Raw genomic sequence first — 25,627 nt, forward strand, 5'->3', positions numbered from 1 at the left:
GTGGTGAATGAATGGAGTTGACAAAGTGGGCCAACGGACTGGCGGATCTGCGGCTGGCTGAGCGGCTGCCGCTTCGTTGGAAGCATGTTCAAGGCGTTCGTAAGCGATTGCGAGTAACGGAGCAATTATTTTCCACTTACGATGTGGACCTGCTTGCGGCTGCTGGCATCCTTCATGACATCGGATATGCGCCCGAACTGGCAGGCGCGGGATTGCATGCTTTGGATGGCGCGCGGTACCTCCGTGAGGTCGAGGCTCCGGAGCGGCTGTGCGCGTTGGTCGCGCATCATTCTGCGGCTTATCTGGAGGCAGAACTACGGGGGCTGGCGGACGAACTCGGAGACTGGACCGACGAGAGGACGCCTCTGAGGGACGCCTTGTGGTGGGCTGATATGACCACTTCGCCAGATGGGGAAGTCGTCACCTTCGAGGAGCGAGCGGCAGAGATTCAGGAGCGGTACGGACCGGATGATGTCGTGTCGACATTCATCCAGCTAGCGCGGCCGGAGCTGGCGGGTGCCGTTGAGCGGACGGAAGCCCGGTTACGGGCGGCGGGCATCGATTATGTGTAGAACGGCTGGTCAGAACCGTCGAAGCCGCGGTCGATCCTGAGCCGGATGGCGGGATGGATATTGAGGCCGTCCAGCTTGGCTGGTTCGACCCACAAAACCTCTTTGCTCTCGCTGCTCGTGCGAAGGTCACCGGACAGGGGGCGGGCACGGAAGCAGAGCGAGAACTCCTGGCGGACCTCGCCGTCGTCATACTCGATGACGTAGTCGGGGTCGGAGAAGATTCCGATGAAGCCAGTGACGTCGACGGTCAGGCCTGTCTCTTCCTCGACCTCGCGGACCACGGCCTGTGCCACTGACTCGCCGAACTCCTGTCCGCCGCCGGGGATGGCGTACCGGTCGTTGTCGGTGCGCCGGATCATCAGCAGCCGGCCAGCCTCGTCGAGTATGAACGCGCTGACGGCGACCCGTAGTGAGTTCGCCTCCGGCGCGTTCGGTTCGTGGTAGTGGTCTCGGCGTGCCATAGCTCCTTGCCTACCAGGTCAGCGGCTTGGCGGCAGTCCAGACGGCCTGGAAGCTCTCCATGTACGTCTCGAACATGTCGCCCTCCGGCGTCTGCCGGAGGTGCAGAGCGGGGGCGTGTGCTCCTGGAAGGCCGTACACGTGGGTGTTGATGACCATCTCGTCGTCGAACCGGAACACCGAGTTGTACAGCGTGGTGGTGTGCAGCCGCGCCTCGACGCCGGGTACGCCATCAAGCGGGCGCAGGAACGCTAGTGCGTTGCGGATGCGAGCGGAAACGGTGCGTGCGTCGAGCCGTTCTTCTTCGCTGCGCTTGGTGGCCTCGTCTGCATCGGGATCGCCGAACAGAAGCCGAATTTTGGCCCCATCAATGGCTTTCTGCTTGATCTGCTTTGCAAACGTCGGTCGTTCAACGAGGAACAGGGCGGCCAGGCAAAGAATGTCGATGCGCTCCCCGCTGTCGTCCAGAAGCCGAGTCCACAGGTCGGCCGGGATCGCGCTCCGGTGCGAGAAGACTTCAACGACTTCCGGGTTGCTGCGCGGTTCCATCGCGGAGCTTGGCGGAATAATGGTTTGGCTCCTCGGCGACGCAGTCGGTTCGGGGACGAACTCGATTCCACCGTCGTGAAACTCGAAGAGTTGTTCGGCTTGCCAGCCGGGAAGCATTGCTTCAAGGATTCGGCAGTGGTCGGCGTAGGGCAGGCCGACGAGTTCGCCGGATAGCCATCGGTAGAACTGCGCTTTGCTGGGAAAGCTGCCCCGCAGGCTCTTGTCGACCTTCTCGGCCACCTTGTCGTACTCGCGGCAGAACGCGCGGTAGCTCTGCAAGTGTCGTCCTCTGAGCAGGACTTTGAGGACGATCGGCCGGGCTTCCTGAGCTGTGGTGTCGGGGCTCATGAGACCAACGTAGCACGGGAGACGAGACAAGACGAGACAAGGTGAGTGCGAGACGCTGTGAGGCGAGACCTAGACGGTGTCGTGACGGGACACTCATTTGGCCGATTGTTGTAGGTACGCCGGTAAAGGCGTATCCGACAAGCGGGAAGGTTCACTACGACATGGCGATCGAAAAGGGCATCCGATTCAGCGTTGACCACGATGACGCGTTTCCGCAGGGTCTTGTGATGGTGGGCGAGGTGTCGCCGGACAACGAATATCAGTCGCGTGAGGAGAGGGCGCAGGGGCGGCCGACGAGGCAGCGGGTGGACGAGGTGACCGGGAAGCGGCAGTGGAAGTTCATGGCGACCGACCCCGGTGAGACGAAAGCGAAGCGGGCTTCGTTCGAGATCACGTTGCTGGCCGATGTGCAGCCGGTGCCGACGACGGCTGAGGTGATGCCGGGTATGCGCCCGGTGGAGCTGGACGGGTTGACCGCTGAGCCGAAGGTGGCCGGGCAGGGTGAGTACAAGTACCTGTCCTACGTGTTCCGCGCTACCGGATTCAAGGCGGCGGGAAGTGGCGCGGGCGGGAAGGCGGCCCGGTCGACGGCGGGTGAGTCCTCGGCCAAGGCCGCGTGACGGCACTGACTTCTAGAGGGAAGTGGTGTCGTGACGTCGAAAAAGCAGGTGTCCGCGTGGGAGTCGGCGTATCGCGTTTATCGGGACGCGGCGGACGTGGATGCACGGTCGCGGGGCGCGAATCCGGTTGTTGCGCGAGAGATGGCGGCGGCGTCGCGGTTGGTCGCTCAGGCATGGCGAGCGCTGGGCAGTGATCCCGACCTGCCGTGGTGGGTGGTCGCCGCCGTGGGGTCCGCCGCGCAAGCCTTCGAGGACCAGGCACGGCAGTGGGAACGCAAGGCGGGAGGTGACGAGTATGCGGGAGGGGTTCGGCCCAACGTGGGTGATCAGCCCGTGGGACGAGGTGACGGTGGAGGAAACTGGTTCGGGTCCGGGGTCGCCCCCGGCGCTGGTGCTGTCGGGCACAGCGGGATCGCTGACGATCCGTCCTCCCGAACATCGGGGCGACTGGCTGAGCCGGGCCGTCTTCCTTCGCCGACTCCGCGATTGCGCGGACGAACTGGCGGCACTGCTCGAAAGCCGCGCACGGACCGGGGCCTGTGATGACGACTCCGGGCAGGAATGAGCCGCAAACACTCAAGGAGGCGCACGACGTCGCGGCGTCCACCCGTCCGTTGCCGGGTGCGAGTCTTGCAACGTGGCTGAAGTGGCGGCAGGCCAACGCAAGAATGTACCGCGCGGTGTCCGATGTGGACAGGTTTCATCATCACGAGCTGCGGTACTGGGTCTCACATGAGGAAGACAAGGCGGAGGAGCTGGCAGCGAGAATCGCGGAAGAGAAGGCGGAGACTCGCTGATGGTGCACGGTCCGGAAATTGCCGCTGAGCTCGCCGACCGCTACGCGAATGAAGGAAACACTATCGAGGGTTTGGCGGAGCGGTATCAGCTCAGCTATCGCGCGGTGCGTATCGCGCTCCTGCGGGAGGGTGTCACGCTCCGGCCCCCAAAGATCCCGCTGCCACCAACGCCTCCGGGAATGGTCAACGCCTACAACGGCGGTCGTTCGATCCGGCAACTGGCTGCCATACATGGCATGAGTTACTGCCAGACCCGGCGGGTTCTACTGGCTGAGGGGGTTCAGCTTCGCCCGCGCGGTAGGCAGTAGGAGCCGTCGGCACACAACAGACGAAAAATCGACATAGAAACAAGAAACGCGCGTGGGGACGTGCGAAATAGAAACACGTCCCCACGCGGCTAAAAATGTCCCTAAAACGCAGAACCGGCCCTTGGCTACCAACCTGTTCCGGTTCTGCGCCTGTCCACTGGAGCAGTGAACAATGAAGAAGATAAATGACGGCACACAGTGCGAGTCAACGGGGGTCACCCGAACGCGCTGTACGGAATGCAAGCGGTTCGCTCGGCTGCTGCCGGGTGAGGAGAAGTGCTCCCCGTGTATGGGGATGCTGCCGCTGCCGATCGTGGTTCCCGCTGCTGGTCTGCGGGGTGGTCGGTGATGAACACGCAGGAGATCATGACCACCCTTGCGGTCGGTGGTGGCCTGGCGGTGGTGTTGTGGGTGCTGGCCAAAGTCGGACGAGTGCTGGCGAGTGTGTTCGAGGCGCTGGCCGCGTTGGCGGTGCTCGGTGTGGCGCTGTGGGGTCTGCTGCGGGCGGTCGGCTGGATTGTTCGGCAACTCGTCGGGCACTGGCGTACCTGCCTGGCGCTGCTGGCGTTGTGGGCCTGGTGCACGGTGCTGGGCTGGGTGTCTCTCGTCGTCACGGTCGGCGTGCTTGCGGCGGTGCTGCTGATGTGGTGGCGCTGGGACGCGGTCGGCTACGACCTGTGGTGCGGGCGGTGGCTGCGGGCGTGGTGGCTGCGCTGGGCGCTCTATGGGCGCAAGCTCGCCGGTTGGCTGCACGCCTGCGGCCTGACGGTTCGCGATGACGCGATTCCCGTTGATGTGACGGTGAATCTGGTATCTCGTCGGCGCAAGCGTGAGGCGGTCGCGAAGGCTCGTCAGGCGTCCGGGGTGGCGGTGCCGAAACTGCTGTCGGTCCGCTCCGGCCCGTCGTGGGATGAGGTCCGGGTCCGGCTGGTTCCTGGGCAGAAGCCGGAAGACTTCGATGAGGTCGCGCGGGAGCTGGCGGTGGCGCGCAAGGTCCAGCGGTGCCAGGTGCGGGAGCTTGAGCCGGATGTGGTGTCCATCGACTTCATGCGCCGTGACCTGTTGGACACGGCGGTGACGTGCCTGCCGGTCCCGGAGATGGTCTCCGTGGACGGCTCGGGGGTGGACCTGCGGACTGTCTATGCGGGCTCGACCGAGTACGGCACGCCGTGGACGCTGCCGCTGGTCGGTGGTGGCGCGCACACGCTCGTTGCTGGTGCGTCGGGGTCGGGGAAGGGCTCGGTCCTGTGGGCTCCGCTGGTGTCGGCTGCGGCTCCGATCCGCGCCGGTCTCATCCGGGTGTCCGGGATCGACCCGAAGGCGGTCGAACTCGCCTACGGGCGCGGGATCTTCGCCCGCTACGGCGTGTCCGGTAAGGAAGCCCTGGAAGTCCTCGACGCGCTGATGGAGGAGCTGGAGAACCGGAAGCGCGTCTTCGCCGGGAACACTCGTCAGGTCCTGGTCTCGACGGAGTATCCGGTGGAGCTGCTGGAGTTCGACGAGATCGGCGCTCTGACCCGCTACACCGACCGCAAGACCCGTGACGCGATCGTGGAACGGGTCGCGATCCTGACCACCCAGGGGCGGGCGCTCGGGTTCGCGGTCCGTGGCTATGTCCAGGAGCCGACCAAGGAAACGGTTCCGGTGCGAGAGCTGTTCACCCGCCGTATCTGCCTGCGGGTAATCGCGAAGAGTCAGATCCCGATGGTCCTCGGGGACGGCGCCTATGAGCGTGGGGCGTGGGCGGACCGGATCCCGGAGTCGGCGGCCGGTGTCGGCTACGTCTGGGGCGAAGGCATCCGCGAACCCCTGCGCGTTCGGGCCGGGTGGGTTCCTGACCAGACGATCAAGCACCTGGAGCACTACGTCACCAACGGTGGCGCCTCGGTGATCCACCTGTCAGAGCGGCGCGGCGAGAGGGGGACGGCATGAACACGACAGATTCGCAGGTAGAAGCGGGTGCGGTCGCGCGGCCGGCACCCCCGAATGGAGTAGGGGTCAGAGTAAGCCGCGGGGCACTGTCTGCGGAGGTCGTGAAGGCCACTGCGGAGAAGCACGGTGTGTGTGTCCGGCCGTTCACGATGGAGGTGGGAGACACCGAAACCGGGGAGATTCGCTACGTCCCCGTGCCGTGTGGGTCCACTGTGGAATCGGTGTGTCTTCCTTGTGCGTGCAAGGCAAAGGCGCTTCGTCAGGCGCAGTGTCGTGAGGGCTGGCACCTGACTGAGGAACCCGTCATCGCCCGCGAGACACCGTCGGAGACGCAAACGGAGCTGGTGGCGTTCCGGGCTGATCTGGCGGCGGCCTACCGGGACGCGGTGGCGGTCGGTGATGAGGTGGAGGCGGAGGAGCTGCGGGCAGAGGTCGCCTCGGTGGATGAGGAGTTGCGGGCGTCCGGGATGACGGGTCGTCTGCCTGCGCTCGACGTTCCGGAGAAGCGTCCGGTGAAGCGGTCGACCAGGCGGCGGCAGGGCGCGCCGAACCTGCCACGTCGGAAGGTCGCCAAGACCACCGTGGGCCGTGAGTACGCGGGGAAGTTCCGGCCGTCGATGTTCGTCACGCTCACCTGCGACACCTACGGCGCGGTGCGGTCGGATGGTTCGCCGGTCAACCCATCGACCTATGACTACCGGCGGGCCGCTCGGGATGCGGTGCACTTCTCAGCGCTGGTGGATCGGTGGTGGCAGAACCTGCGGCGCGTGGTCGGCTGGGATGTGCAGTACTTCGCCACCGTGGAACCCCAACGGCGGGCGGCTCCGCACCTGCACACCGCGCTCCGTGGCTCCATCTCCCACGAAGTCATCCGGATGGTCACCGAGGCCACCTATCATCAGGTGTGGTGGCCCAACCATGACGAGATCGTCTACACGGACCGGGAACCGTTGTGGGACATGGATTCCCGCTCCTTCGTGGACCCGGATACCCGCGCTCCGCTGCCGTCGTGGGATGAGGCCGTGGAGGCGGTGGAGGAACCAGCGCACGTCGTCACGTTTGGTCGTCAGGTGCACTCCAAGGGGATCTTGGGCGGCACCGAGGAATCCGGACGTCACATCGGCTACCTCACCAAGTACCTGACCAAATCCACGGGTGAGGTGGTCGACGCCGATACTCCCGCACAGCGGGATCACCACGACCGGCTCCACGCTGAACTGTCGGTGACCCCGTGCTCACCTCGGTGCGCGGTGTGGCTGCTGTATGGCATCAACCCCAAGGGAGCCAACGGAAAGACCGTCCCCGGCCACTGCAAGGGACGCGCCCACCGCCGAACGACACTCGGGCTACCTGGTCGGCGGGTGCTGGTGTCCCGCAAGTGGTCGGGCAAGACCGTGGCCGATCACAAGGCGGACCGGAAGGGCTTCGTCCTCGACGCGCTGGCCGCTGTCGGGATCACCAAGGAACAACCTGCGCCGGATCGGTTCGTCTGGCGCAAGGTCGAGCCCGGAGACACGCACTGCCCGCCACGGGATCACCTCGTGATGCGCGCCATCTCCGAACGGATCACTTGGAGGGCGGAGTACGACCGAGCGCTACTCGCTGCACAAGGGCCACCCGGCGAACGTCCGGAAACTTCGGCAACTCCGCTAGCGGCCTGAATTGGGGGACAACATGAACAACAACGCGATTCGACTAGAAACTCTTCTCAGCACGCCGGAGCTGTGCGACTTCCTCGGCATCAGCCGGGACACGCTTTATGAGTGGCGGGAGATCAATACGGCACCTCCGGCTATCAAGCTGCCTAACGGTCACCTTCGCTTTTCGCTTACAGCGGTCCGCGAGTGGCTGAACGGCAGGCAGGAGCGTGCGGCATGAAACCGACGCGCCAGGTCCGGCTGTGGGAGATCAAGACCATGCCGCCGGACAAGAAGACAGGCAAGAAGCGTCGGCGGCCTTACGGTGTCCGCTGGATCACGGCAGGCAAAGAACACTCCGAATGGTTTGCTACCAAGGCATTGGCCAAGGCGGAGCTGTTTAAGCTTCAGCAGGCCATGAATCGCGGTGAAGCCTTCGATATCGAGACCGGGCTACCCGAATCGATCTACCGGGCGGAACGATCACCGACATTGCTGCGGGTGGCGCGTGAGTACCTTGAGCAGGTTTGGCCGGATATGTCGCCTCGGTCGCGTGATCGGCTCGTTGATGGGCTAGCTGTTGCAGTGCAAGGGTTTCTGGTCGATGACCCGAGTGCTGAACCGGCCTTGGTGCGGTGTGCGCTGACGACATTTGTGCTGCCGCCCGAGGTCTCCAAGGTTGAGCCGTCGGACGAGATTCGAGACGTTGCGGCCTGGCTTGAGGGTCACTCGCGGAAGGTGGGTGACCTTGCGAGTGAAGACGGGATCTTGGAGCTTGGGCGTGCGCTTCGACGGAAGCTCGATGGTCGGCAGGCGGCTACCCGGACAGTCGACACCCGTAAGAGCGCGGTGCTTCCGGCCCTCGACTTCGCCGAGCGGCGCGGCTACCTCGGAGGAAATCCACTGGCCGGGGTGAAGCTGGTCCACTTCGGTAGTGAGCGCGAGGTTGATCCTGGAGTTGTCGTGAACCCAGTCCAGGCCCGGGAGTTGCTGACTGCGGTCACGTATGTTCGCCCGCGCGGCGGGAACCGGTCCTGGTCGCCCTTCTTCGCCACGCTCTACTACGCCGCGCTTCGGCCCGGTGAGGCCCGTTTTCTTGCTGACGTGCATTGCAAGCTGCCTGAGTCGGGCTGGGGTGAGTTGGTCCTGCCGAGTTCCCTAGGGAGTTCCGCCGCGCGATACAGCGACGACGGACAGACGTACCAGGTTCGATCGTTGAAGCACCGTCCGGAAGAACACCGGCGAACCGTCCCGATCCCTCCGGTACTCGTTCGGATCTTGTCCGAGCACATCGACAGGGAGGGCCTGGCGGCGGATGGTCGGCTGTTCCGAACCAGCGAGGGCGGCCCGATCAGCCAGTCTTCTTACAGTGACATTTGGAGGTTGGTCCGGCCGCTGGCGTTGCTGCCGGGCGAGGTCGCCTCGCCGCTGGCCGCCCGACCCTACGACCTTCGCCATGCGGCGGTCTCGTCGTGGATCGCTGCGGGCGTCTCGCTGCCTGACGTCGCGAAGCGAGCTGGGCACACGGTCGACATGCTGACGAAGATCTACGCGAAGTTCGTCCACGGGACGCGAGACGCTGCGAATCGCCGGATTGAAGGCTTCCTGGACGATGGCGGCGTCTAGTCGAGCTAGAGTGGATATGCCCTCGGACAAACACCAGGTCCGGGGGCATATCCGCGTTCCGGATCTGTTCCGTGGCTGTTCCGTGAACGCCACCAAACCGCCGGAGACAGTCACAGACGGTGCCAGACGCTGATACTTCGGCAACGGGGTGCTTCTATTGCGAGACAAGGAAATGTGCCCTGAACCTGCCGGGCGGGCGGGCGCGGAGTGTAACCGGATTTTCGCCGGTACTCTGCCGACAAGAGTGCTAACGCCATACGGTACCGGCGCATTCCGGCGCTGGTCAAACAAGGTTTCCCAAGGTCACACGACGCCCTGGTCACACCCGTCGTCCCTGTCCTGGGCCTCCGCCGTAAAACGGGAAGCGCTGACGGCCCCCTTCGGTGAAGGATGGCGCCTGAGGACCGTCGAAAGGGAGTCACCGTGAGCGACCTTCGAGATCTCTTGGCCGACACCGTCGCCCGCGTGGCCGACTATCGCGAGCGCGTGTCCGATACGCCGGTCTTCCCGGACAGCACGGAAGGCGTCCGCGAGAAGCTCGGCGACCTGCCCGAGAAGCCCGCGCCGCCCGCGGAAGTGATCCGGCGGCTGGCCGACGCCGTCGAGCCCGCGCTGGTGGCGACCACCGGGCCGAGGTACTTCGGCTTCGTCGTCGGGGGCTCGCTCGACGCCGCGACGGCGGCCGACATGCTGACGACCGGCTGGGATCAGGGCGCGTTCAACCAGATCACCTCGCCTGCCGCCGCGATCGTCGAGGACGTCGCGGGTGGGTGGCTCAAGGACATCCTCGGCCTGCCGTCCGGCGCCTCCTTCGGGTTCGTGACCGGCGGCCAGGGCGCGAACACGGTCGGCCTGGCCGCGGCTCGCCATCACGTGCTGGCGCAGGCCGGGTGGGACGTCGAGCGCCGCGGGTTGAACGGGGCGCCACCGCTCCGGGTCGTCGCGAGCGAGGAGCGCCACGCCACGATCGACTGTTCCTTGCGCTTCCTCGGCTTGGGTACCGACGCCGTCGAGCCGGTGCGCGCGAACGCGCAGGGCGCCATCGACGTCGCCGATCTCGAACGGGTGCTTGACGGCCCCGCAATCGTTTGCCTCCAGGCGGGAAACGTGAACAGTGGTGCTTTCGACGACTTCGGGGCCGCGATCCGGATCGCCCACGAGCACGGCGCGTGGGTCCATGTCGACGGCGCGTTCGGGCTTTGGGCGGCGGCGAGTCCGGCGACCCGGCATCTCACCGAAGGGATCGAGGGCGCCGACTCGTGGGCTGTCGACGGGCACAAGTGGCTCAACGTCCCTTACGACTGCGGGTACGCCTTCTGCGCCCATCCCGACTCGCACAAGGCCGCGATGTCGGTCACGGCCGCGTACCTGACCGGGCAGGGAGACGGTGGCGTGCGCGCCCCGGGCGATTTCGTGCCGGAGTCCTCGCGCCGGGCGCGGGGCTTCGCGACGTGGGCGGCGATCGGCGAGCTGGGCCGCGCGGGGATCGCCGAGATGATCGAACGATGCTGCGCTCTGGCGCGAAGGTTCGCCGAGCAGCTCGACGCGTGTGAAGGCGTCACCGTCGTGAACGACGTGGTGCTGAACCAGGTTCTCGTGAGCTTCGGCGACGAAACGGATCGTGTGGTCGAAGCCGTGCAGCGGTCCGGTGAATGCTGGATGGGGGCGACCACCTGGCACGGTCAGCGGCTCATGCGGATCTCCGTGTCCAACTGGAGTACCACCGAAGCGGACGTCGACCGCGGTGTCGCCGCGATTCAAGCGGCTTGGGCCTCCGTGGTGGACAAGGGATAGGCGTAGCTCGCCCCGCCCAGCCGCCGTGCGGTCGCGTGCAAGGCGGCGTTGGCCTCGCGCATACGCCGCAGCGTCGCGAGATCTCCGGGCGGCGCGGTGCGCTGGACGCCGAACAGCACGGTATAGGGATCCCGGGCCTTCGGGACGTGAGGCGCGGCGACGCGCGCGGTCGGGAACAGGTACAGCAGCACGCTCCCGCCGACGCCGAGCAGATCGGGCGTCAACTCCGCCAGGGCGTCATCGAGGATCCGTTCGGCCTGAGTGCCGGGCAGCAGGACGTTCGCCCTCGGATGCGGGTGATACCACGAACCGGTCGACCGCAGGTGCGCCTCGATCGGCAGGATCCGGTCGACGAACTCCCGGTAGGTGGCCTCGGTGATCTGGGCGGAATCGTGCCGGAGGTCGTCGATCGGCCGCGGCTGCTGGGAAACCGCCTCCAGGACGAAACGCCAGTGCCCGTCCGCGTACTGTGCCTGGCCGTCGACGTGGTCGAAGCGGAGTTCGTCCACCAACCGCCGCTGATCGCCGAGGTACGCGCCGAGATCGTGATAGGTCAGGCGATGCCGTCGGACCGTCGAAGGCGCGCGGGTCAGCGCGACGGTGGCGCGCGTGATGATCCCGTGCCGCCCCTGCGTTCCGCGCACGGCGTCGAACAGTTCCGCGTTGCCGGTGGGTGAGCAGGTCACCAGCTCGCCGTCCGGAGTGACGACGTCGAGGTCGTGGACGTTGTCGGCCTGCGAACCGTACCGGTGGCTCGCGCCGCCGAAACCGCCGGTGGACAGCAAACCGCCGACGGAAAGTTCCAGGTAGTCCGGGAGTACCGGCGGGACGGTGCCGGTGCGCAGCGTCGCGTCGACGACCGCGCGCCAGGGTGCGCCGGCGTCGACGCTGATCCGGTCCGGGCCGAACGGGCGGACCCTGCCGAGGGTCGACATGTCGATCACGATTCCGGCGCTGACCAATGCCTGGCCGTCGACCGAATGCCCCGCACCGCGGGCCACCACCGGGATCCGGTGCCGCCGCCCGAACCGGACGAGTGCCGCCACGTCGACCGCGGTGGCCGGGAAGGCGACGGCGAGCGGCCGCCGGTGGACGTGGTCGCCGAAGTCCCGCTCGGCGTCCGTGAGGTCCCGGTCGCGGACGCTGAGCGTGCCGGCGAGTTCGGGCAGTGCCACGGCTCCGCGTCCGGGGACCGGCAGCCGGCGTTCGAAATCGTGGTGTGCCACGGGATACGACCTCCGGTCCGGGGAACAGCCCTCCCCGGTGAACGACGGTACTGGCCGCGGACGGTATCCGGCCTCTTCCCGATTGCGAGTGGTGTCCAGCCCGCGGGTAAGGGGGTGTGGGGTACGCCTTGGTCAGGCGGCGTTGGAAAGCCAACCCGCGGCCGCGTGCTCCGCGCCGGAGGGCTTCAGCGCGAACGGCTCGATCTCCTCGGCGTCCTTCTCGCGCCCGGAAACCACCAGATAGCCTTCGGGCGTCACCCGGACGATGTCGCCGGTGTCGTACCAGCCGCCGTCGACGAACGACCGCGCGTTCAGCTCCGGCGACCGATAATAGCCGCGAGTCGTGTACGGGCCGCGGACCAGCAGCAGTCCGGGTTCACCGGGCGCCACCGGAGCCCCTTCCTCGTCCACCAGGCGGATTTCGTCCCCTGGCGAGATCGGCTTGCCTTGGGTGTGCAGGATCAGCTCGTCCGGATCGTCGAGCCGGGTCAGGCACAGAAGTCCTTCATTCATCCCGAAAACCTGCTGTAGCGTGCAGCCGAGCTTCGGTCGCACCTGCGCCGCCAGCGAAGAATCCAGTTCGGCCGCGCCGATCTGGATCATTTCCAAAGTGGACAGATCAATGCCCGGTCCGGAGTCCAGGTAGTCGATCCAGCGACGCAGGATCGCGGGCACCGCGGACGTCGCCGTGATCCGCTCGCGTTCGATCAGCGGCAACGCGTGCCGCGGGGCCGGTGACGGCGCGATGACGACCCGGCCGCCGGACAGCAGTGCGCCCAGGATGCCCGGCCCGGTATTGGCGAAGCCGTGCCCCAGCGGCAGTACCACCAGGTACGAGGTGTCCGGGCCGAACCGGCAGATCTCCGACGCCGTCTTGATCATGTAGCTCAGGTCGTTGCCGCTGCGTGGGATCAGCTTCGGCGGCCCGGTTGTCCCGCCGGAGAGCAGGAAGGTCGCGACGGCGTCGCCGCTCGGGGCGGCCGCGTCGAGCGCTCGCGACACCTCGACGGGCTCGTCGGTGACGAACAACGCCCGGAGATCGATGTTGCCGGGATGGACATCCTCACCCGCCACGAACACGAGCCCCTCCGGCAGGACTTCACGGGCCAATGCCTGGTGATCGAATCCTTTGTGGACATCCGGCACGACGATCGCGCTCGCCTCGGCGCCGGCGAGGATGCCCCTGATCTCGTGCTCGCGGAGTCGCGGCATCGTCCACACCGGGACGGCGCCGAGCCGTAGACAGGCGACCGTGGTGACGACGAACTCCCAGCAGTTCGGCAACTGGATGACGACCCGGTCGTCGGCACCGATACCCGCCGCGCTCAGCCGGATCGCCGCGCCGTCGGCCTTCGCCAGCAGCTCACCGAAGGTCAGCCGCACCTCGCCGTCGACCAGGCAGACCTCGTCCGGGTACTCGCGTGCGGTCCCGGCCAGCTGCGTTCCCAGCGACCGGCCTTCCCAGTAGCCCTCGGCGAAATAGCGATCCGCGACGCTTCTCGGCCACGGCACGACTCCCGTCCCGGTCGACCGACCCGCTGGTGCCGGCATGACGCCTCCTCGATAGGGGTCCCGATCGGACACTCTCACGGGCCGCGCGTATGGGCGTCTCGAACCTTGCGCTCGCACTCGGGGATCGCTCGAGGATCACGCGCAAGCAGTCGAGGAGATGCCGGAGACAGCCGTCAGGGCAGAAGCTTTCCCTACATAGACGCGCCGGAATTCTGTCTCCGATCGGGCGACCTATTTCGAGGAGCGAGGACTTGAGCGAGTACAAAGCACCCGACGAAGCCATTGCGATCATCGGTATGAGTTGCAGGTTCGCTCCAGACCTCGACTCTCCGGAGAAGTTCTGGGAGTTTCTCGCCGACGGCAAGAGCACCGTCAGCGACATGCCCGAAAAGCGGTGGAAGGCTTACGCCGCAGGCAGTCCCCAGGCCACGGCCATCCTGAGGGGGACCACGATCCGCGGGTCCTTCCTCGACGACATCGAGGGGTTCGATGCCGACTTCTTCGGCATTTCCCCGCGTGAGGCGGACTTTCTCGATCCGCAGCAGCGATTCATCCTCGAACTGGCCTGGGAGGCGCTGGCGGACGCGGGTGTCCCGCCGCTTTCGCTGCGCGACTCCGACGCCGGTGTGTTCGTCGCCGCGAACTCGAACGACTACGGCCGCCGCCTCCTGGAGGACATCCCCCTCACCGGCGCGTACGCGGTCAACGGCACGACGTTCTACGGGATCGCGAACCGCGTTTCCTACTTCCTCGACGTCCGCGGCCCGAGTATGGCCGTCGACACCGCCTGCGCGGGTTCGCTGACGGCCCTGCACATCGCGGCGCAGAGCCTGCGTGCCGGCGAGACGTCGATCGCGCTCGTCGGTGGCGTCAACATCATGGCCACCCCGGCGCTGAACGTCGCGCTGGAAGGCGCGGGCGCGATGTCGCCGGACGGCACCAGCAAGGCCTTCGACAAGAACGCCGACGGCTACGGCCGCGGTGAGGGCGCCGGCGTCATCGTGCTGAAGCTTCTTTCGGAGGCGGTCCGCGACGGCGACCCGATCCAGGCCGTGATCCGCGGCAGCGGCGTTTTCCAGGATGGCCGCTCCGAGGGCATGATGGCGCCGAACGCCGACGCGCAGGCCCAGATGCTGCGCGAGGTCTACCAGCGGGCGGGCGTCGATCCGTCCACTGTGGACTACATCGAGGCCCACGGCACCGGCACCCCGACCGGTGACGGCGAAGAGGTGGAGGCGCTCGCCGCCGTCATCGGTGCCGTGCGGTCGGCGGACAACCCCTGCCTGGTCGGCTCGGTGAAGCCGAACATCGGGCACGTCGAGGGCGGTTCCGGCATCACCGGGGTGATCAAGACCGTGCTGGCGCTGCGCAACGAGCAGATCCCGCCGAGCCTGCACACCGAGCCCAACGACGCCATTTCGGATCCGGACTCAGGCCTGAAACTGGTCGGCGAGAACACGCCGTGGCCCGCGGGCGGCGACACCCGCCGTGCCGGTGTCTCCAGCTACGGCGTCGGCGGCACCATCGCCCATGTCGTCCTCGAAGAGGGCCCCGTGCCGGAGGAAACCCGGTCACGCAAGGACGGCGACGACGGCACGCGGAAGGTCTTCCCGATCTCCGCCATGTCGGAAGCGGGTCTCCGCGCACTGGCCGGTTCGGTCGCGGACTGGATCGACGCCAACCCCAGCGCGTCGCTGGGCTCGATCGGCTACACGCTTTCGCAGCGGCGTTCGCACCTTCCGCAGCGGGGCACGGTCATCGCCGCCTCCACCGGGCAACTGGCCGAGCGGCTCCGCGCGCTCGCCGTCGACGAACCCGCTCCGGGCATCCTGCTGGCCCGGGCGGGTGAGCAGAGTGACGGCGCCGTGTGGGTCTTCTCCGGGCACGGTTCGCAGTGGTCCGGCATGGGCCGTCAGCTGCTCGCCGAGCACGCCGGATTCGCCGCCACGATCGACTCGCTGGCCGGGGTCTTCCGTGCGGAGCTGGGCTGGACGCCGCGTGAGGCGCTACTGGACGGTGGCCCGTGGACCGCGGCACACGTCCAGGCGCTGACCTTCGCCATGCAGGTCGGTCTCGCCGAGGTGTGGCGCAGCCGGGGTGTCAAGCCGGGCGCGATCATCGGCCATTCGGTCGGCGAGATCGCCGCCGCGGTGGCCGCCGGGACGCTCGACGTGCTCGAAGCCGCCCGTTTCGCCTGCCGCCGCGCGGCCGCGTTGCAACGGCTGGAGGGTGACGGCGGCATGGTGCTGGCGAGCCTGTCCTTCGCCGAGGTCCAGGCCAAACTGGGTGACCGCCCCGACCTCGTCGCGGCGATCTCCGCCAGCCCGACGTCGACGGTCGTCTCCGGCGACAAGGGCGCGATCGCGGAACTCGTCACGCGCTGGCGTGAAGAAGACATCGACATGCGGGTCGTCGACACCGACATCGCCTTCCACAGCACCCACGTGGACGCGGTGCTCGAAGAGGTCGCGGCCGCGGCACGGCAGCTCAACCCGCGCACGCCGTCGGTCAGCCTTTACAGCACCGCGCTGACCGACCCGCGCTCCGCCGTCGCCCGCGACGGCGATTACTGGGCGGGCAACCTGCGCAACCCCGTCCGCTTCGCCGAAGCGGTCGAGGCCGCGTTCTCCGACGGGCACCGGGTGTTCGTCGAGATCTCGTCGCATCCGGTCGTCTCCCACTCCATCATCGAGACCGCCGAGAGCCTCGGCATCGACGATCTCGCGGGCTGCGCCACCTTGCGGCGCGACACCGACGAGGTCGGCACCCTCCTGCACAACCTCGCCAAGCTGCACGTCCAGGGCGTCGAGATCGACTGGACGTGCGACTTCCCCGAGGGTGAGCTGCTGGGCATCCCCGCGGCCGCGTGGCAGCACCGTCCTTATTGGATCTTCCCCGAGGGTGCCGGTTCGGCTGGTCTCGGCAGTGGGCATGACCCGGAGAGCCACAGTCTGCTGGGCGGCCGGATGACGGTGGCCGGTGCGCCGTCGCGGCAGGTCTGGCAGACCCGGCTCGACATGGACAGTCGTCCGTACCCGCAGAGCCACGGCCTGGTCGGGGTCGAGGTCACCCCGGCGGCGTCGATCATCAACACCTTCGCCCTCGCGGCGGAGGAAGAGGTCGCGCCGGCGCTGACCGACATCGTGCTGCGCACTCCGCTCGCCGTGCAGCCGCCCCGCATCGTCCAGATCATCAAGGAGGGCCGGTCGCTCACGCTCGCCACGCGGGTAGCGGACGAGACCAGCGCCGAAGACGACGAGTGGATCACGCACACCACCGCCTCGATCGACACGAGCGCGAAGGCGCCTGAGGGCCGGATCGACTTCGCGACGATCCGCGACCGCCTGCCCGACGGATCGCTCACCAAGGCCGACGAGATGTTCGGCCGGATGGGTGTCGAGGGCTACGCGTTCCCGTGGGACATGAGCGAGCTGTACTACGACGACGTCGAGCAGCTCGCCCTGATGGACTGCGTCGCGCCGCCCGCGAAGCTGGCGACGAGCTGGGCGCACGTGATCGACGCCGCGCTCACGATCAGCGCGATGGTGGTCTCGCCCGGCCACGCCACCGTGCTGTGGATGTCGCGCGGCATCGAGAAGGTCGCTTGGAAGGGTGAGCCGCCCGCGCGGATCATCGTGCACGCCGTGCGCTCGCCGAAGTCGCCGGAGGACACCGTCGACGTGCTGGTCGCCAACGAGCACGGCGACATCGTCAGCGAGGTCATCGGCCTGAAGTTCGCGGCCGTCGAGCACCTGGGCACCGCGGTCCTGCCGCGCGACCTGGTGCACGAGATCACCTGGCACGAACTGCCGGAGGCCACACTGGCTTCGGATCTCGACCAGATCGTCGTGGTGGGCCCGTCCGCCACGACCGGCACCCTGGTCGATCAGTTCACCGCGGCGGGGGTCACGGCCACCGCGGTCGACGTCGCCGTCGACGGCGAACCGCTCGACCTCACGGCCGAACTGTTCGCGAACCCGGGCGCGGTCGTCGTCGCGCCTTCGCGGGCGGCGGAAGGCGAGCGGCTGGAGGACGCGACCGAACGCGCGACGTGGTCGCTCATCCGCACCGCGCAGCGCATCGGAGAACTGCGGTCGACGTCGAAGGGCGAGGTCGCGACCCAGCGGATCTGGGCGCTGACCAGCAGCGTCCGCCAGGGCACCGACGAACGTTCCGTCGCGCACGGCCCGTTGTGGGGGGTCGGCCGCATCATCGCCGGAGAGCACCCGGAACTGTGGGGCGGCACGATCGACGTCGAGCACCCCACGGCGGCGGACCTCGGTGCGCGGCTGATCGAGGTCTTCCGCGGCCCGGCCGGTGACGAAGACGTCATCTCGCTGACCGGTGCCGGCGCGGAAGTGGCCCGGTTGAGCCAGATCACCCGCAGCGCGGACGGTTCCCCGCTGCACTGCTCGCCTTCGGGCACGGTGCTGATCACCGGTGGTCTCGGCGGGCTGGGGCTCGAGGTCGCCCGCTGGCTGGTCGACCGCGGCGCCCGCCGTCTGCTGCTGGCCGGCCGCCGTGGCCTGCCGCCGCGCGTGGAATGGCCTTCGGTGACCGACCCGGACGTGCGGCACCAGATCGACAGCGTCCTCGGGCTCGAAGCGCTGGGTGTCACGGTCGGCGTGCTGGCGCTCGACATCACCGACGAGGACGCGGTCGCGTCGGCGCTGGTACCGGGCGCGCTGGGCCTCCCGCCGGTGACCGGCGTCATCCACGCCGCCGGTGTGGTCAACGACGCGCTGGTGGACAAGGTCGACCAGGACGGGCTGCGCGACGTGTTCGCGCCGAAGGTCGGGGGTGCGCTGGTACTGCACCGGCTGTTCCCGCCCGCGTCGCTCGACTTCTTCGTCCTGTTCTCCTCGTGTGGCCAGTTCGCCCGCCTTTCCGGGCAGGCGAGCTACGCGGCGGCGAACTCGTTCCTCGACGCGCTGGCCACGCACCGCAACTCGGGCGGCGCCGGCGACACCATCAGCCTCGGCTGGACGGCGTGGCGCGGTGTCGGTCTGTCACAGGACATCGCGACGACCATGCTCGAAGCGAACTCCCGTGGCCTGGAAGCCGTTTCCGCGTCGGAAGCGTTCCGGGCGTGGGCGTTCGGTGACCGGTTCTCGTCCGCTTACCAGGCGGTGCTGCGGGTGCTGCCGACGCCGCCGCAGCAGCGGAAGCTGCCGATGTTCCGCGAACTCACGGTGGTCGACGAGAGTACCGAAGCCAAGGCGGGCAACGGGTTCGCCGTCGACTTCGCGAACCTGTCCGAAGAGGACACTCGCGAAAAGGTCACCGGTGACGTCCGCGAACAGGTGGCGGCGGAGCTGAACCTGGAGGCGGGCGACATCGAGCTGAAGCGGCCGCTGGTCGAACTCGGTGTCGACTCGGTGATGACGGTGGCGCTGCGGGTGCGGTTGCAGCGGCGTTACGGGGTGGACCTCCCGCCGACCATCCTGTGGGCCAGGCCCACCGTGGCCGCGGTGTCCGACCACATCCACACCGCCCTCGCCGAACTGGCCGGGGCGGGCGAAAACCAGGCCGAAGCGGCCTGATCTCCTCAGTCGAAGGGCGTGGGTGGCCGCGATGGCCGCCCACGCCCTTCGGTGTCCGTTGTTTCTCCGGGAAGGCGCGCTCATGGCCATCGAACCGATCACGCGGTTCCTGCTCGCCGTCGGGGCGATCCTGCTGGTGAGCCATTTCTGTGGGGAGGTCCTGCGCAGAATCGGGCAGCCGCCGGTGCTCGGCGAGATCGTCGGCGGTCTCCTGCTCGGCCCCTCGGTACTCGGGCTGATCTGGCCTTCGGCGGGGACATGGCTCTTTCCCGCCGACGTACTGTCCAGTTTGGACAGGGCGGCGCAGCTGGGCCTCGTGGTGTTCATGTTCCTGCTCGGCTGCGAACTGCGCACCGACCGGATCGAGCGGAAGTCCCTGGTCGGCGCGGTAATACTGGGCGGGATGGGCCTGCCGTTCGCCGCCGGGATCGGCGTCGCGTTCGCGGCGGCGTCCGTACTGGCGGGCGCGGACGCCCCGAAAGCCGGTTACGTACTGTTCTTCGCGCTCGCGCTGGCCATCACGGCGTTGCCGGTACTGGCCCGGATCCTGGTCGATCTCGACCTCGACCGGACCGGGCTGGGCGCGCTTTCCCTGACCAGCGCGGCGATCGGTGACGGCATCGCCTGGCTCACCCTCACCCTGATCCTGGTGGGCACCGGGCAGCACGGCGGCGGGAACGTCGTCATGACGGCGATCCTGGCCGTGGTGCTCGTGGTCTTCACGCAGCTGGTCGTGCGCCGGATACTCGGCAGACTGGTCACCAGGATCGAGTCCGACAAGGTGATGACCGTGCTGTTGCTCGTCGGCGCGATCGGGTTCGCCGTGCTGACCCAGCTGCTCGGACTGCACGCGTTACTCGGCGCTTTCCTGTTCGGGACCGCGGTTCCGCGCGATTGTCCCGTCGTCGAGCGGATCAGCGCGCAATTGCGGGGCTTCACCCTCGTCGTGCTCCTCCCGTTGTTCTTCGCGCTGGTCGGGCTGAGCACGTCGATCGGCCTGCTGGGGACGGATCTTTCGCATTGGCTGCTGTTCGCCGGGATCTTGCTGGTGGCCCAGCTGACCAAGTTCATCGGGGCCGGCGGCGCGGCCAGGCTGGCGGGATTGCCCGGCAGGCAGGCGATCCAGCTCGGCACGCTGATGAACTGCCGCGGCGTCACCGAACTCGTCGTCGCCACGATCGGGTTGAAATACGGGCTGATCAACCAGTTGGGGTTCACCATCCTGGTGCTGGTCGCCGTGGTCACCACGGCGGTCACGGGACCGTTGATGCGGTTCCTCACCCGCCGGGAAAAGGCGGCCGCGAAGCCGGAGATCTTCGAGATCGTCGGCAATTGAGCAGACGCCCCGCGACCGGCCGTCACGCTCGGTATCCGATCAGGAATCGAGAAGCGCCGGAACTCGACCTCACCTAGCGTGACCACCATGGACATCAGCATTCACGGGAGTTTCCTCCCGCAGAACGACCCCGAAGCCGCGCTGGCCTTCTACCGGGACCTCCTGGGCTTCGAGGTGCGCAACGACGTGGGCTACGACGGGATGCGCTGGATCACCGTCGGTCCGCCGGGGCAGCCGGTGTCGATCGTGCTGCACCCGCCCGCCGTCGACCCCGGCATCACCGACGAGGAACGCCGCGTCATCACCGAGATGATGGCCAAGGGCACCTACGCGAGCATCCTGTTCTCCTCGGACGACCTCGACGGCCTCTTCAAGCACCTCGCGGATGCTGGTGCCGAGGTCATCCAGGAGCCGACCGACCAGCCGTACGGCCTCCGTGACGGCGCCGTCCGCGACCCGGCGGGGAACCTGATCCGTATCCAGCAGCGCAGCTGAGGCGGCAAGTCCGTGAAGGCCTCCTTCCCTACCTTCAAAGTCAATGCCAGCAACTTAAGCCGCGGCACTAGAGATCCTCGGACNNAATACGGCTGAATCGCACCCGTCCTGCTGGCTTAAGTTCCTGGCGTCGACCTTCAGAGTAGGGAAGGAGGCCTTCGCGGCCAGCGGCACGGTCGTGAGGTTCACCGCGGGAACGGCGACCTGTAGCAGAATGGAAGAGGACACCTCCGGGGCGGGCTCGCGACACTGATGTGGACGGAAGAACCACCGGTGCGCGAGGAGAAACAGACGTGACCACGACTGAACGCCCCACTGCAACGCCCGCCGACCAGGCCGCCGTCGCGGCGCTGCCGCAGCGCATCGTCGCCGCGTGGGGTGCCCATGACGCCGATGCCTTCGCCTCCGTGTTCACCGACGACGCCACCATGATCATCACCGGTGTGCACGTCAAGGGGAAGAAGCAGATCCGCGACTTCATGGCGGGCGCCTTCGCCGGTCCCTACCAGGGGACCCAGGTCGTCGGCACGCCGTTCGAGCTGCGGCAGGTCGGTCCCGACACGATCCTGCTGCTGACCGAGGGCGGGGTCCGGAGCAAGACGGAGACCGAGGTCAAGCCGGAGAACGTCATCCGCGCTTCCTGGCTCGCCGTGCGCGAGGACGGCGAATGGCGGCTGGCCGCCTACCAGAACACCCCGCGGGACTGAAGCGATGAGCCACGAGGCCGTCATCGCCGATCTCTCGGCCGAGGCCGAGAGCTTCGAGGACCTGCTGACCGGACTGTCCGACGAGGACTGGGCCAAGGCCACCCCCGCGGTGGGCTGGTCCGTCGCGCACCAGGTCGGCCATCTCACCTTCGTGTACCGCATCGCGGCGCTGGCCGCGTCCGCCCCGGAGAAGTTCACCGCGATGACCTCGACGATCGGGGAGCGCGGTGGCTTCGACGCCGTCGTGGCGGCCACCGCCGCCGAGCATCTCGCCGAAGGCCCCGCGGCACTGCTGGGGCACTGGCAGTCGGCACGGAAAGCGGCGGTGGGCGCGCTCGCCGCCGTCCCCACCGAGTCCACCGTGCCGTGGCTGGTCAACCCGCTTCCGCCGACCGTGCTCTGCGCGGCCGGGATGATGGAGGCCTTCGCGCACGGTCAGGACATCGCCGACGCGCTGGGCATCCGCCGCGAGCGGACCGGCCGTCTTCGCCGCATCGTCGATTTCGTCGCGCTCACCTGGCAGTTCGGCTACGAGTCGAACGGACTGACGCCGCCGGCGAAGCCGTTCCGATTCGAGGTGTCCAGCCCGTCCGGGGAGACCTGGTACGCGGGTGCGGACGACGCGGAGACGGGGCTCATCACGGGCCCGGCCGAGGACTTGGTGCTGCTCGCGACCCGTCGTCGCCATCGCGACGACCTCGACCTCAAGGGCGACACGGCGGCGGCCGAAGAGTGGCTCGGAATCGCACAGGCCTATCGCGGCCCCAAGGGCGCCGGACGCGCTCCCGGCCAGTTCCGGCACTGAGGCCACCTGACGGTCGAGCCGGAAAACACCTACTACCGATGAGGAAGACGCATGTCGGACGATTCAGGCCGCGTCGGGCTCCGGGCACTGGCTGATCTGGCGTCCCCGATGGCGATCCGGGTGGCCGCGACACTGAGGGTCGCCGACCACGTCGCGGAGGGCCGGGACACCGCGGAGAAGATCGCGTCGTCGACCGGGACCAACACCGGTGCCATGGATCGGTTGCTGCGGCATCTGGTCACCATCGGGCTGTTCACCAGGGACGACGCGGGCACCTACGCGCTGACCCCGGCCGGTGAACCGCTGCGGGAGGACCACCCGAAGTCACGGCGGGCCTGGCTGGACATCGCGGGCGCGGTCGGCCGGGGTGACCTCGCGTTCGTCGAGCTCCTGCACACGGTCCGGACCGGTCAGCCCGCCTACGTGGAGCGCTACGGCACTCCCTTCTGGGAAGACCTCCGGTCCGACCAGGTGCTTTCGGCGTCGTTCGACGCATTGATGGGCCATCACATCGAGCTCGACAACGAAAAGATCGCGGTCTCGTACGACTGGGCGAAACTCGGTCACGTCATCGACGTCGGCGGCGGGAGCGGCGCGTTGCTCGCCACGCTGCTCCAGGCGCATCCCGGGCTCCGCGGCACGGTGGTGGATCAGCCGGGCCCGGTTTCGGGCGCACGCCGCACCTTCCGGGAGCGCGGGGTGCAGGATCGGGCATCGGCCGTGGAGGGCGACTTCTTCGAGCCGCTGCCTTCGGGTGCCGGGGGTTACGTCCTGTCGGCGATCATCCACGACTGGGACGACGAACCGGCCGTCGCGATCCTGCGCCGGTGCGCCACGGCGGCGGGCGCGGACGGTGTCGTGCTGGTGCTGGAGAACGTCGGCACCGACGGCGAATCGCCCAACACCGAGATGGACCTCCGCATGCTCACCTACATCGCGGGCAAGGAGCGCGGCCTCTCCGAACTCCGGTCGCTCGCGGAGCGCGCGGGCCTGGTGGTGCGCGGGGTGCATCCGGTCGGGGAGCGGCCGACCGTGTCGATCGTCGAGCTGGTCCGCGGCTGATGTCACGGGTACTGACGCTGTCGGTGACGGCCAAGGACGTCGTCGCCGACGACGTGGTCGTCCTCGGCCTGGAGCATCCCGGTGGGGAGCGCCTGCCCGACTGGACGCCCGGTGCGCACATCGACCTCGTGCTGCCGGGCGGGCTCACCCGCCAGTATTCGTTGTGCGGGGACCGCTGGGACGCTCACCGCTACCGGGTCGGGGTCCTGCGGAAGCCGGACGGGCGAGGCGGGTCGGCGTACGTGCACGACCGGCTCCGGCTCGGTGACAGCGTCGGCGTCGGCCGGCCACGCAACAACTTTCCTTTGGTACCCGCGGAAAGCTATCTGTTCTTCGCCGGCGGCATCGGTATCACGCCGCTACTGCCGATGATCCACCAGGCGGAACTGCTCGGCACGGACTGGCACCTGGTGTACGGCGGCCGTCGCCGGGCGTCGATGGCCTTCCTCGACGAACTCGCTCGCTACGGCGACCGCGTCCACCTTGTGCCCGAGGACGAACTCGGCAGGCCGGATCTGCACACCTGGCTGGGTGCGGCGCGCGACGGCGTCAAGGTGTACTGCTGTGGCCCGCCGGGACTCGTCGAAGCCGTCCGGATCGCGTGTGCCCACTGGCATCCGACGGCGTTGCGGGTCGAGCGGTTCTCGGCGAGGGAACAGGCACCGGTGCGGGACGCGCCGTTCGAGGTCGTGTTGTCCAGACAGGGAAAAAGCGTTGTCGTCTCGCCCGGCGTCACCGTGCTGGACGCCGTGCGCGTGGCGGGGGTGCACGTGCTGGCCTCCTGCATGGAGGGCACCTGCGGCACCTGCGAGACCGCCGTCGTCGACGGTGTGGTCGACCACCGTGACGCGCTGCTCACCGACCACGAGCGGGCGATGGGCGACTGCATGTTCCCGTGTGTGTCCCGCTCGTGCGGCGACCGGCTGGTGCTGGATCTCTGACACCGACGGAGGAATCGTGACCGCGACAACCGGCGTCAGGCCGTCGTTGCCGACGTTCGACATCGACCCGTTCAGCCACGAAGTGCTGGCGGACCCGCATCCGCACGAGGCACTCCTGCGCGACGCTGGGCCGCTGGTCTATCTGAGCACCTACGACGTGTACGCGATCGCGCGCCATGAACACGTGAACGCCGCTTTGCGGGACTGGCAAGGTTTTCAGTCCGGCGCGGGAGTGGGGCTGTCGAACTTTCGCACCGGCAAGATCTGGCGGCCGCTGAGCGTGGTGATCGAGGCCGACCCGCCGCATCACGACGCCCCGCGTCGCGTGCTGGCGGAGTTGCTCAGCGCGCGTTCACAACGGCGGTTGCGTACTGAGTGGACAGTCGCGGCGGAGTCCATGGTGGACAGTCTGCTGGGTGGCCGCCGGGTGGTGGAATTCGATGCCGTGCCGTCGCTCGCCGAGGCGTTCCCGCTGCGGGTATTCCCGGACGCCGTCGGCATTCCCGAGGCCGGACGCGAGCACCTGCTGCCCTTCAGTGACTTTCTGCTCAACGCCTTCGGCCCCCGTAACGACCTCGTGGTGGCGGGCGCGGTGGGAGCCCGGGAACGTTCGGTGTGGGTCAACGCCCACTGCGAACGGGAGGCACTCGCCGAGGGCGGCTTCGGGGCCCGGATCTGGGCGGCCGCCGACCGTGGGGACATCACCCACGAGCAGGCGCCGCTGGTGGTCCGTTCGCTCTTCGCGGCGGGCGTCAACACCACGGTTCACGCGCTCGCGTCGATGCTTTACGCCTTGGCGACGCACCCCGGACAGTGGGAGCGGCTGCGCGCCGAGCCCGAGCTGGTGCACGTCGCGCTGGACGAGGCGGTGCGCTGGGCGTCACCCGTCCAGTCGTTCTTCCGGACCACTACCGGTGATGTCCGGGTCGGCGACGCGACGATTCCCGACGGCGAGAAGGTCCTGTTGAGCGTCGGAGCCGCCAACCGTGACCCGCGGCGCTGGGCCGCTCCGGACGCGTTCGACCTGTCTCGTGATCCTTCAGGGCACGTTGGTTTCGGTTTCGGCGTCCACCAGTGCGTTGGCCAGCATCTCGCCCGGCTGGAGGCGGAATGCCTGCTCACCGCCCTGGTGGAGCGGGTCGCGAGCATCGAGCTCGTCGGGCCGGGACGGCGGCGGCTCAACAACACGATCCGGGCTTGGGACTCGCTGCCGGTGCGGGTCCGGACGGCCGGACCGGGGCACGCGGCATGAGGATCACACGTCGCACTCATGTCCTGTTCACTAGTGACGGAGAGTACCGGCTGCCACACTTTCAAGTGCCTGCCAGAGAGCCGGCGTGGCCGTGTCGGCCCGCTGA

Annotated in this window: 22 protein-coding genes; 18 read left to right on the forward strand and 4 right to left on the reverse strand. The window is 68.0% G+C overall.

All coding sequences use genetic code 11. The features are described from left to right. The first annotated feature begins 11 nt into the window (after positions 1–11). Entirely contained in the window at positions 12–572 is a 561-nt protein-coding gene (locus AVL48_RS05430) for an HD domain-containing protein (protein WP_061984857.1), read from the forward strand. On the opposite strand, the gene AVL48_RS05435 is transcribed toward AVL48_RS05430, so the two are convergent. Further along, positions 563–1,033 carry an NUDIX hydrolase gene (locus AVL48_RS05435; protein WP_061984859.1) on the reverse strand — a complete coding sequence of 157 codons (471 nt, stop codon included), beginning with the start codon at positions 1,031–1,033 and terminating at the stop codon, positions 563–565. The genes AVL48_RS05430 and AVL48_RS05435 overlap by 10 nt on opposite strands. A 10-nt stretch (positions 1,034–1,043) precedes the next feature. Then, positions 1,044–1,928: a DUF5919 domain-containing protein gene (locus AVL48_RS05440; protein ID WP_074975811.1), complete on the reverse strand. Its 885-nt coding sequence runs from the start codon at positions 1,926–1,928 to the stop codon at positions 1,044–1,046. A gap of 161 nt (positions 1,929–2,089) precedes the next feature. Here AVL48_RS05440 and AVL48_RS05445 point away from each other — a divergent pair, with 161 nt between their 5' ends. The 9 genes from AVL48_RS05445 (at position 2,090) to AVL48_RS05480 (ending at position 10,642) form a co-directional block, all read left to right on the forward strand. After that, positions 2,090–2,548, forward strand: coding sequence for a hypothetical protein (locus tag AVL48_RS05445; RefSeq protein ID WP_061984863.1), 459 nt, complete (start codon positions 2,090–2,092; stop codon positions 2,546–2,548). Between the two features lie 295 nt (positions 2,549–2,843). Further along, positions 2,844–3,113, forward strand: a complete 270-nt coding sequence (locus AVL48_RS05450) for a hypothetical protein (RefSeq protein ID WP_085939640.1) — start codon at positions 2,844–2,846, stop codon at positions 3,111–3,113. Next, entirely contained in the window at positions 3,091–3,345 is a 255-nt protein-coding gene (locus AVL48_RS40490) for an AMED_5909 family protein (protein ID WP_061984865.1), read from the forward strand. Before AVL48_RS05450 ends, AVL48_RS40490 begins: the two co-directional genes overlap by 23 nt. Before the next feature lie 179 nt (positions 3,346–3,524). Continuing rightward, positions 3,525–3,653 carry a helix-turn-helix domain-containing protein gene (locus AVL48_RS40785; RefSeq protein ID WP_425266096.1) on the forward strand — a complete coding sequence of 43 codons (129 nt, stop codon included), beginning with the start codon at positions 3,525–3,527 and terminating at the stop codon, positions 3,651–3,653. A gap of 348 nt (positions 3,654–4,001) precedes the next feature. Continuing rightward, the gene (locus AVL48_RS05465; RefSeq protein ID WP_061984869.1) at positions 4,002–5,585 is read left to right on the forward strand and encodes an FtsK/SpoIIIE domain-containing protein; all 1,584 of its coding nucleotides are present in this window, start codon (positions 4,002–4,004) and stop codon (positions 5,583–5,585) included. Then, positions 5,582–7,246 carry a replication initiator gene (locus tag AVL48_RS05470; RefSeq protein WP_061984871.1) on the forward strand — a complete coding sequence of 555 codons (1,665 nt, stop codon included), beginning with the start codon at positions 5,582–5,584 and terminating at the stop codon, positions 7,244–7,246. The genes AVL48_RS05465 and AVL48_RS05470 overlap by 4 nt, the downstream gene beginning before the upstream one ends. Before the next feature lie 13 nt (positions 7,247–7,259). After that, complete coding sequence (locus AVL48_RS38095; RefSeq protein WP_061984914.1) at positions 7,260–7,463, forward strand: helix-turn-helix transcriptional regulator; 204 nt, start codon at positions 7,260–7,262, stop codon at positions 7,461–7,463. Further along, positions 7,460–8,848, forward strand: a complete 1,389-nt coding sequence (locus AVL48_RS05475; RefSeq protein WP_061984872.1) for a tyrosine-type recombinase/integrase — start codon at positions 7,460–7,462, stop codon at positions 8,846–8,848. Before AVL48_RS38095 ends, AVL48_RS05475 begins: the two co-directional genes overlap by 4 nt. Before the next feature lie 423 nt (positions 8,849–9,271). Then, a complete protein-coding gene (locus AVL48_RS05480) occupies positions 9,272–10,642 on the forward strand; it encodes a pyridoxal phosphate-dependent decarboxylase family protein (RefSeq protein WP_061984874.1) in 1,371 nt (456 codons plus the stop codon). Here the strand turns inward: AVL48_RS05480 and AVL48_RS05485 are convergent. Together AVL48_RS05485 and AVL48_RS05490 are read right to left on the reverse strand one after the other, a co-directional pair. Further along, on the reverse strand, positions 10,606–11,868 hold the full coding sequence (locus AVL48_RS05485) for an FAD-binding protein (protein WP_061984876.1): 1,263 nt from the start codon (positions 11,866–11,868) through the stop codon (positions 10,606–10,608). The two genes, AVL48_RS05480 and AVL48_RS05485, sit on opposite strands and share 37 nt — an antisense overlap. Positions 11,869–12,000: 132 nt before the next feature. Further along, a complete protein-coding gene (locus AVL48_RS05490; RefSeq protein ID WP_244162408.1) occupies positions 12,001–13,419 on the reverse strand; it encodes a (2,3-dihydroxybenzoyl)adenylate synthase in 1,419 nt (472 codons plus the stop codon). Positions 13,420–13,631: 212 nt separating this feature from the next. On the opposite strand from AVL48_RS05490, the gene AVL48_RS05495 reads away from it, so the two are divergent. The 8 genes from AVL48_RS05495 to AVL48_RS05530 all read left to right on the forward strand — a co-directional run bounded on the left by AVL48_RS05495 (position 13,632) and on the right by AVL48_RS05530 (position 25,521). Further along, on the forward strand, positions 13,632–18,923 hold the full coding sequence (locus AVL48_RS05495) for a type I polyketide synthase (RefSeq protein WP_074038167.1): 5,292 nt from the start codon (positions 13,632–13,634) through the stop codon (positions 18,921–18,923). A gap of 82 nt (positions 18,924–19,005) precedes the next feature. After that, positions 19,006–20,259 (forward strand): cation:proton antiporter domain-containing protein, encoded by a 1,254-nt coding sequence (locus tag AVL48_RS05500; protein ID WP_061984878.1) that lies wholly within the window; start codon positions 19,006–19,008, stop codon positions 20,257–20,259. Positions 20,260–20,346: 87 nt separating this feature from the next. Continuing rightward, positions 20,347–20,754 (forward strand): VOC family protein, encoded by a 408-nt coding sequence (locus tag AVL48_RS05505; protein ID WP_061984918.1) that lies wholly within the window; start codon positions 20,347–20,349, stop codon positions 20,752–20,754. A 293-nt stretch (positions 20,755–21,047) separates the two neighbouring features. Beyond that, positions 21,048–21,461, forward strand: coding sequence for an SgcJ/EcaC family oxidoreductase (locus tag AVL48_RS05510; RefSeq protein WP_061989383.1), 414 nt, complete (start codon positions 21,048–21,050; stop codon positions 21,459–21,461). A gap of 4 nt (positions 21,462–21,465) precedes the next feature. Then, on the forward strand, positions 21,466–22,266 hold the full coding sequence (locus tag AVL48_RS05515; protein ID WP_061989384.1) for a TIGR03084 family metal-binding protein: 801 nt from the start codon (positions 21,466–21,468) through the stop codon (positions 22,264–22,266). Positions 22,267–22,317: 51 nt separating this feature from the next. Continuing rightward, a complete protein-coding gene (locus tag AVL48_RS05520; protein ID WP_061989386.1) occupies positions 22,318–23,328 on the forward strand; it encodes a methyltransferase in 1,011 nt (336 codons plus the stop codon). Further along, positions 23,328–24,269: a PDR/VanB family oxidoreductase gene (locus AVL48_RS05525; protein ID WP_061989388.1), complete on the forward strand. Its 942-nt coding sequence runs from the start codon at positions 23,328–23,330 to the stop codon at positions 24,267–24,269. Before AVL48_RS05520 ends, AVL48_RS05525 begins: the two co-directional genes overlap by 1 nt. A 16-nt stretch (positions 24,270–24,285) precedes the next feature. Further along, positions 24,286–25,521, forward strand: a complete 1,236-nt coding sequence (locus AVL48_RS05530) for a cytochrome P450 (RefSeq protein ID WP_061989390.1) — start codon at positions 24,286–24,288, stop codon at positions 25,519–25,521. The last annotated feature ends 106 nt before the right edge of the window (positions 25,522–25,627 follow it).

Origin of the sequence: Amycolatopsis regifaucium, assembly GCF_001613935.1 — a bacterium.
Taxonomy (GTDB): Bacteria; Actinomycetota; Actinomycetes; order Mycobacteriales; family Pseudonocardiaceae; genus Amycolatopsis; species Amycolatopsis regifaucium.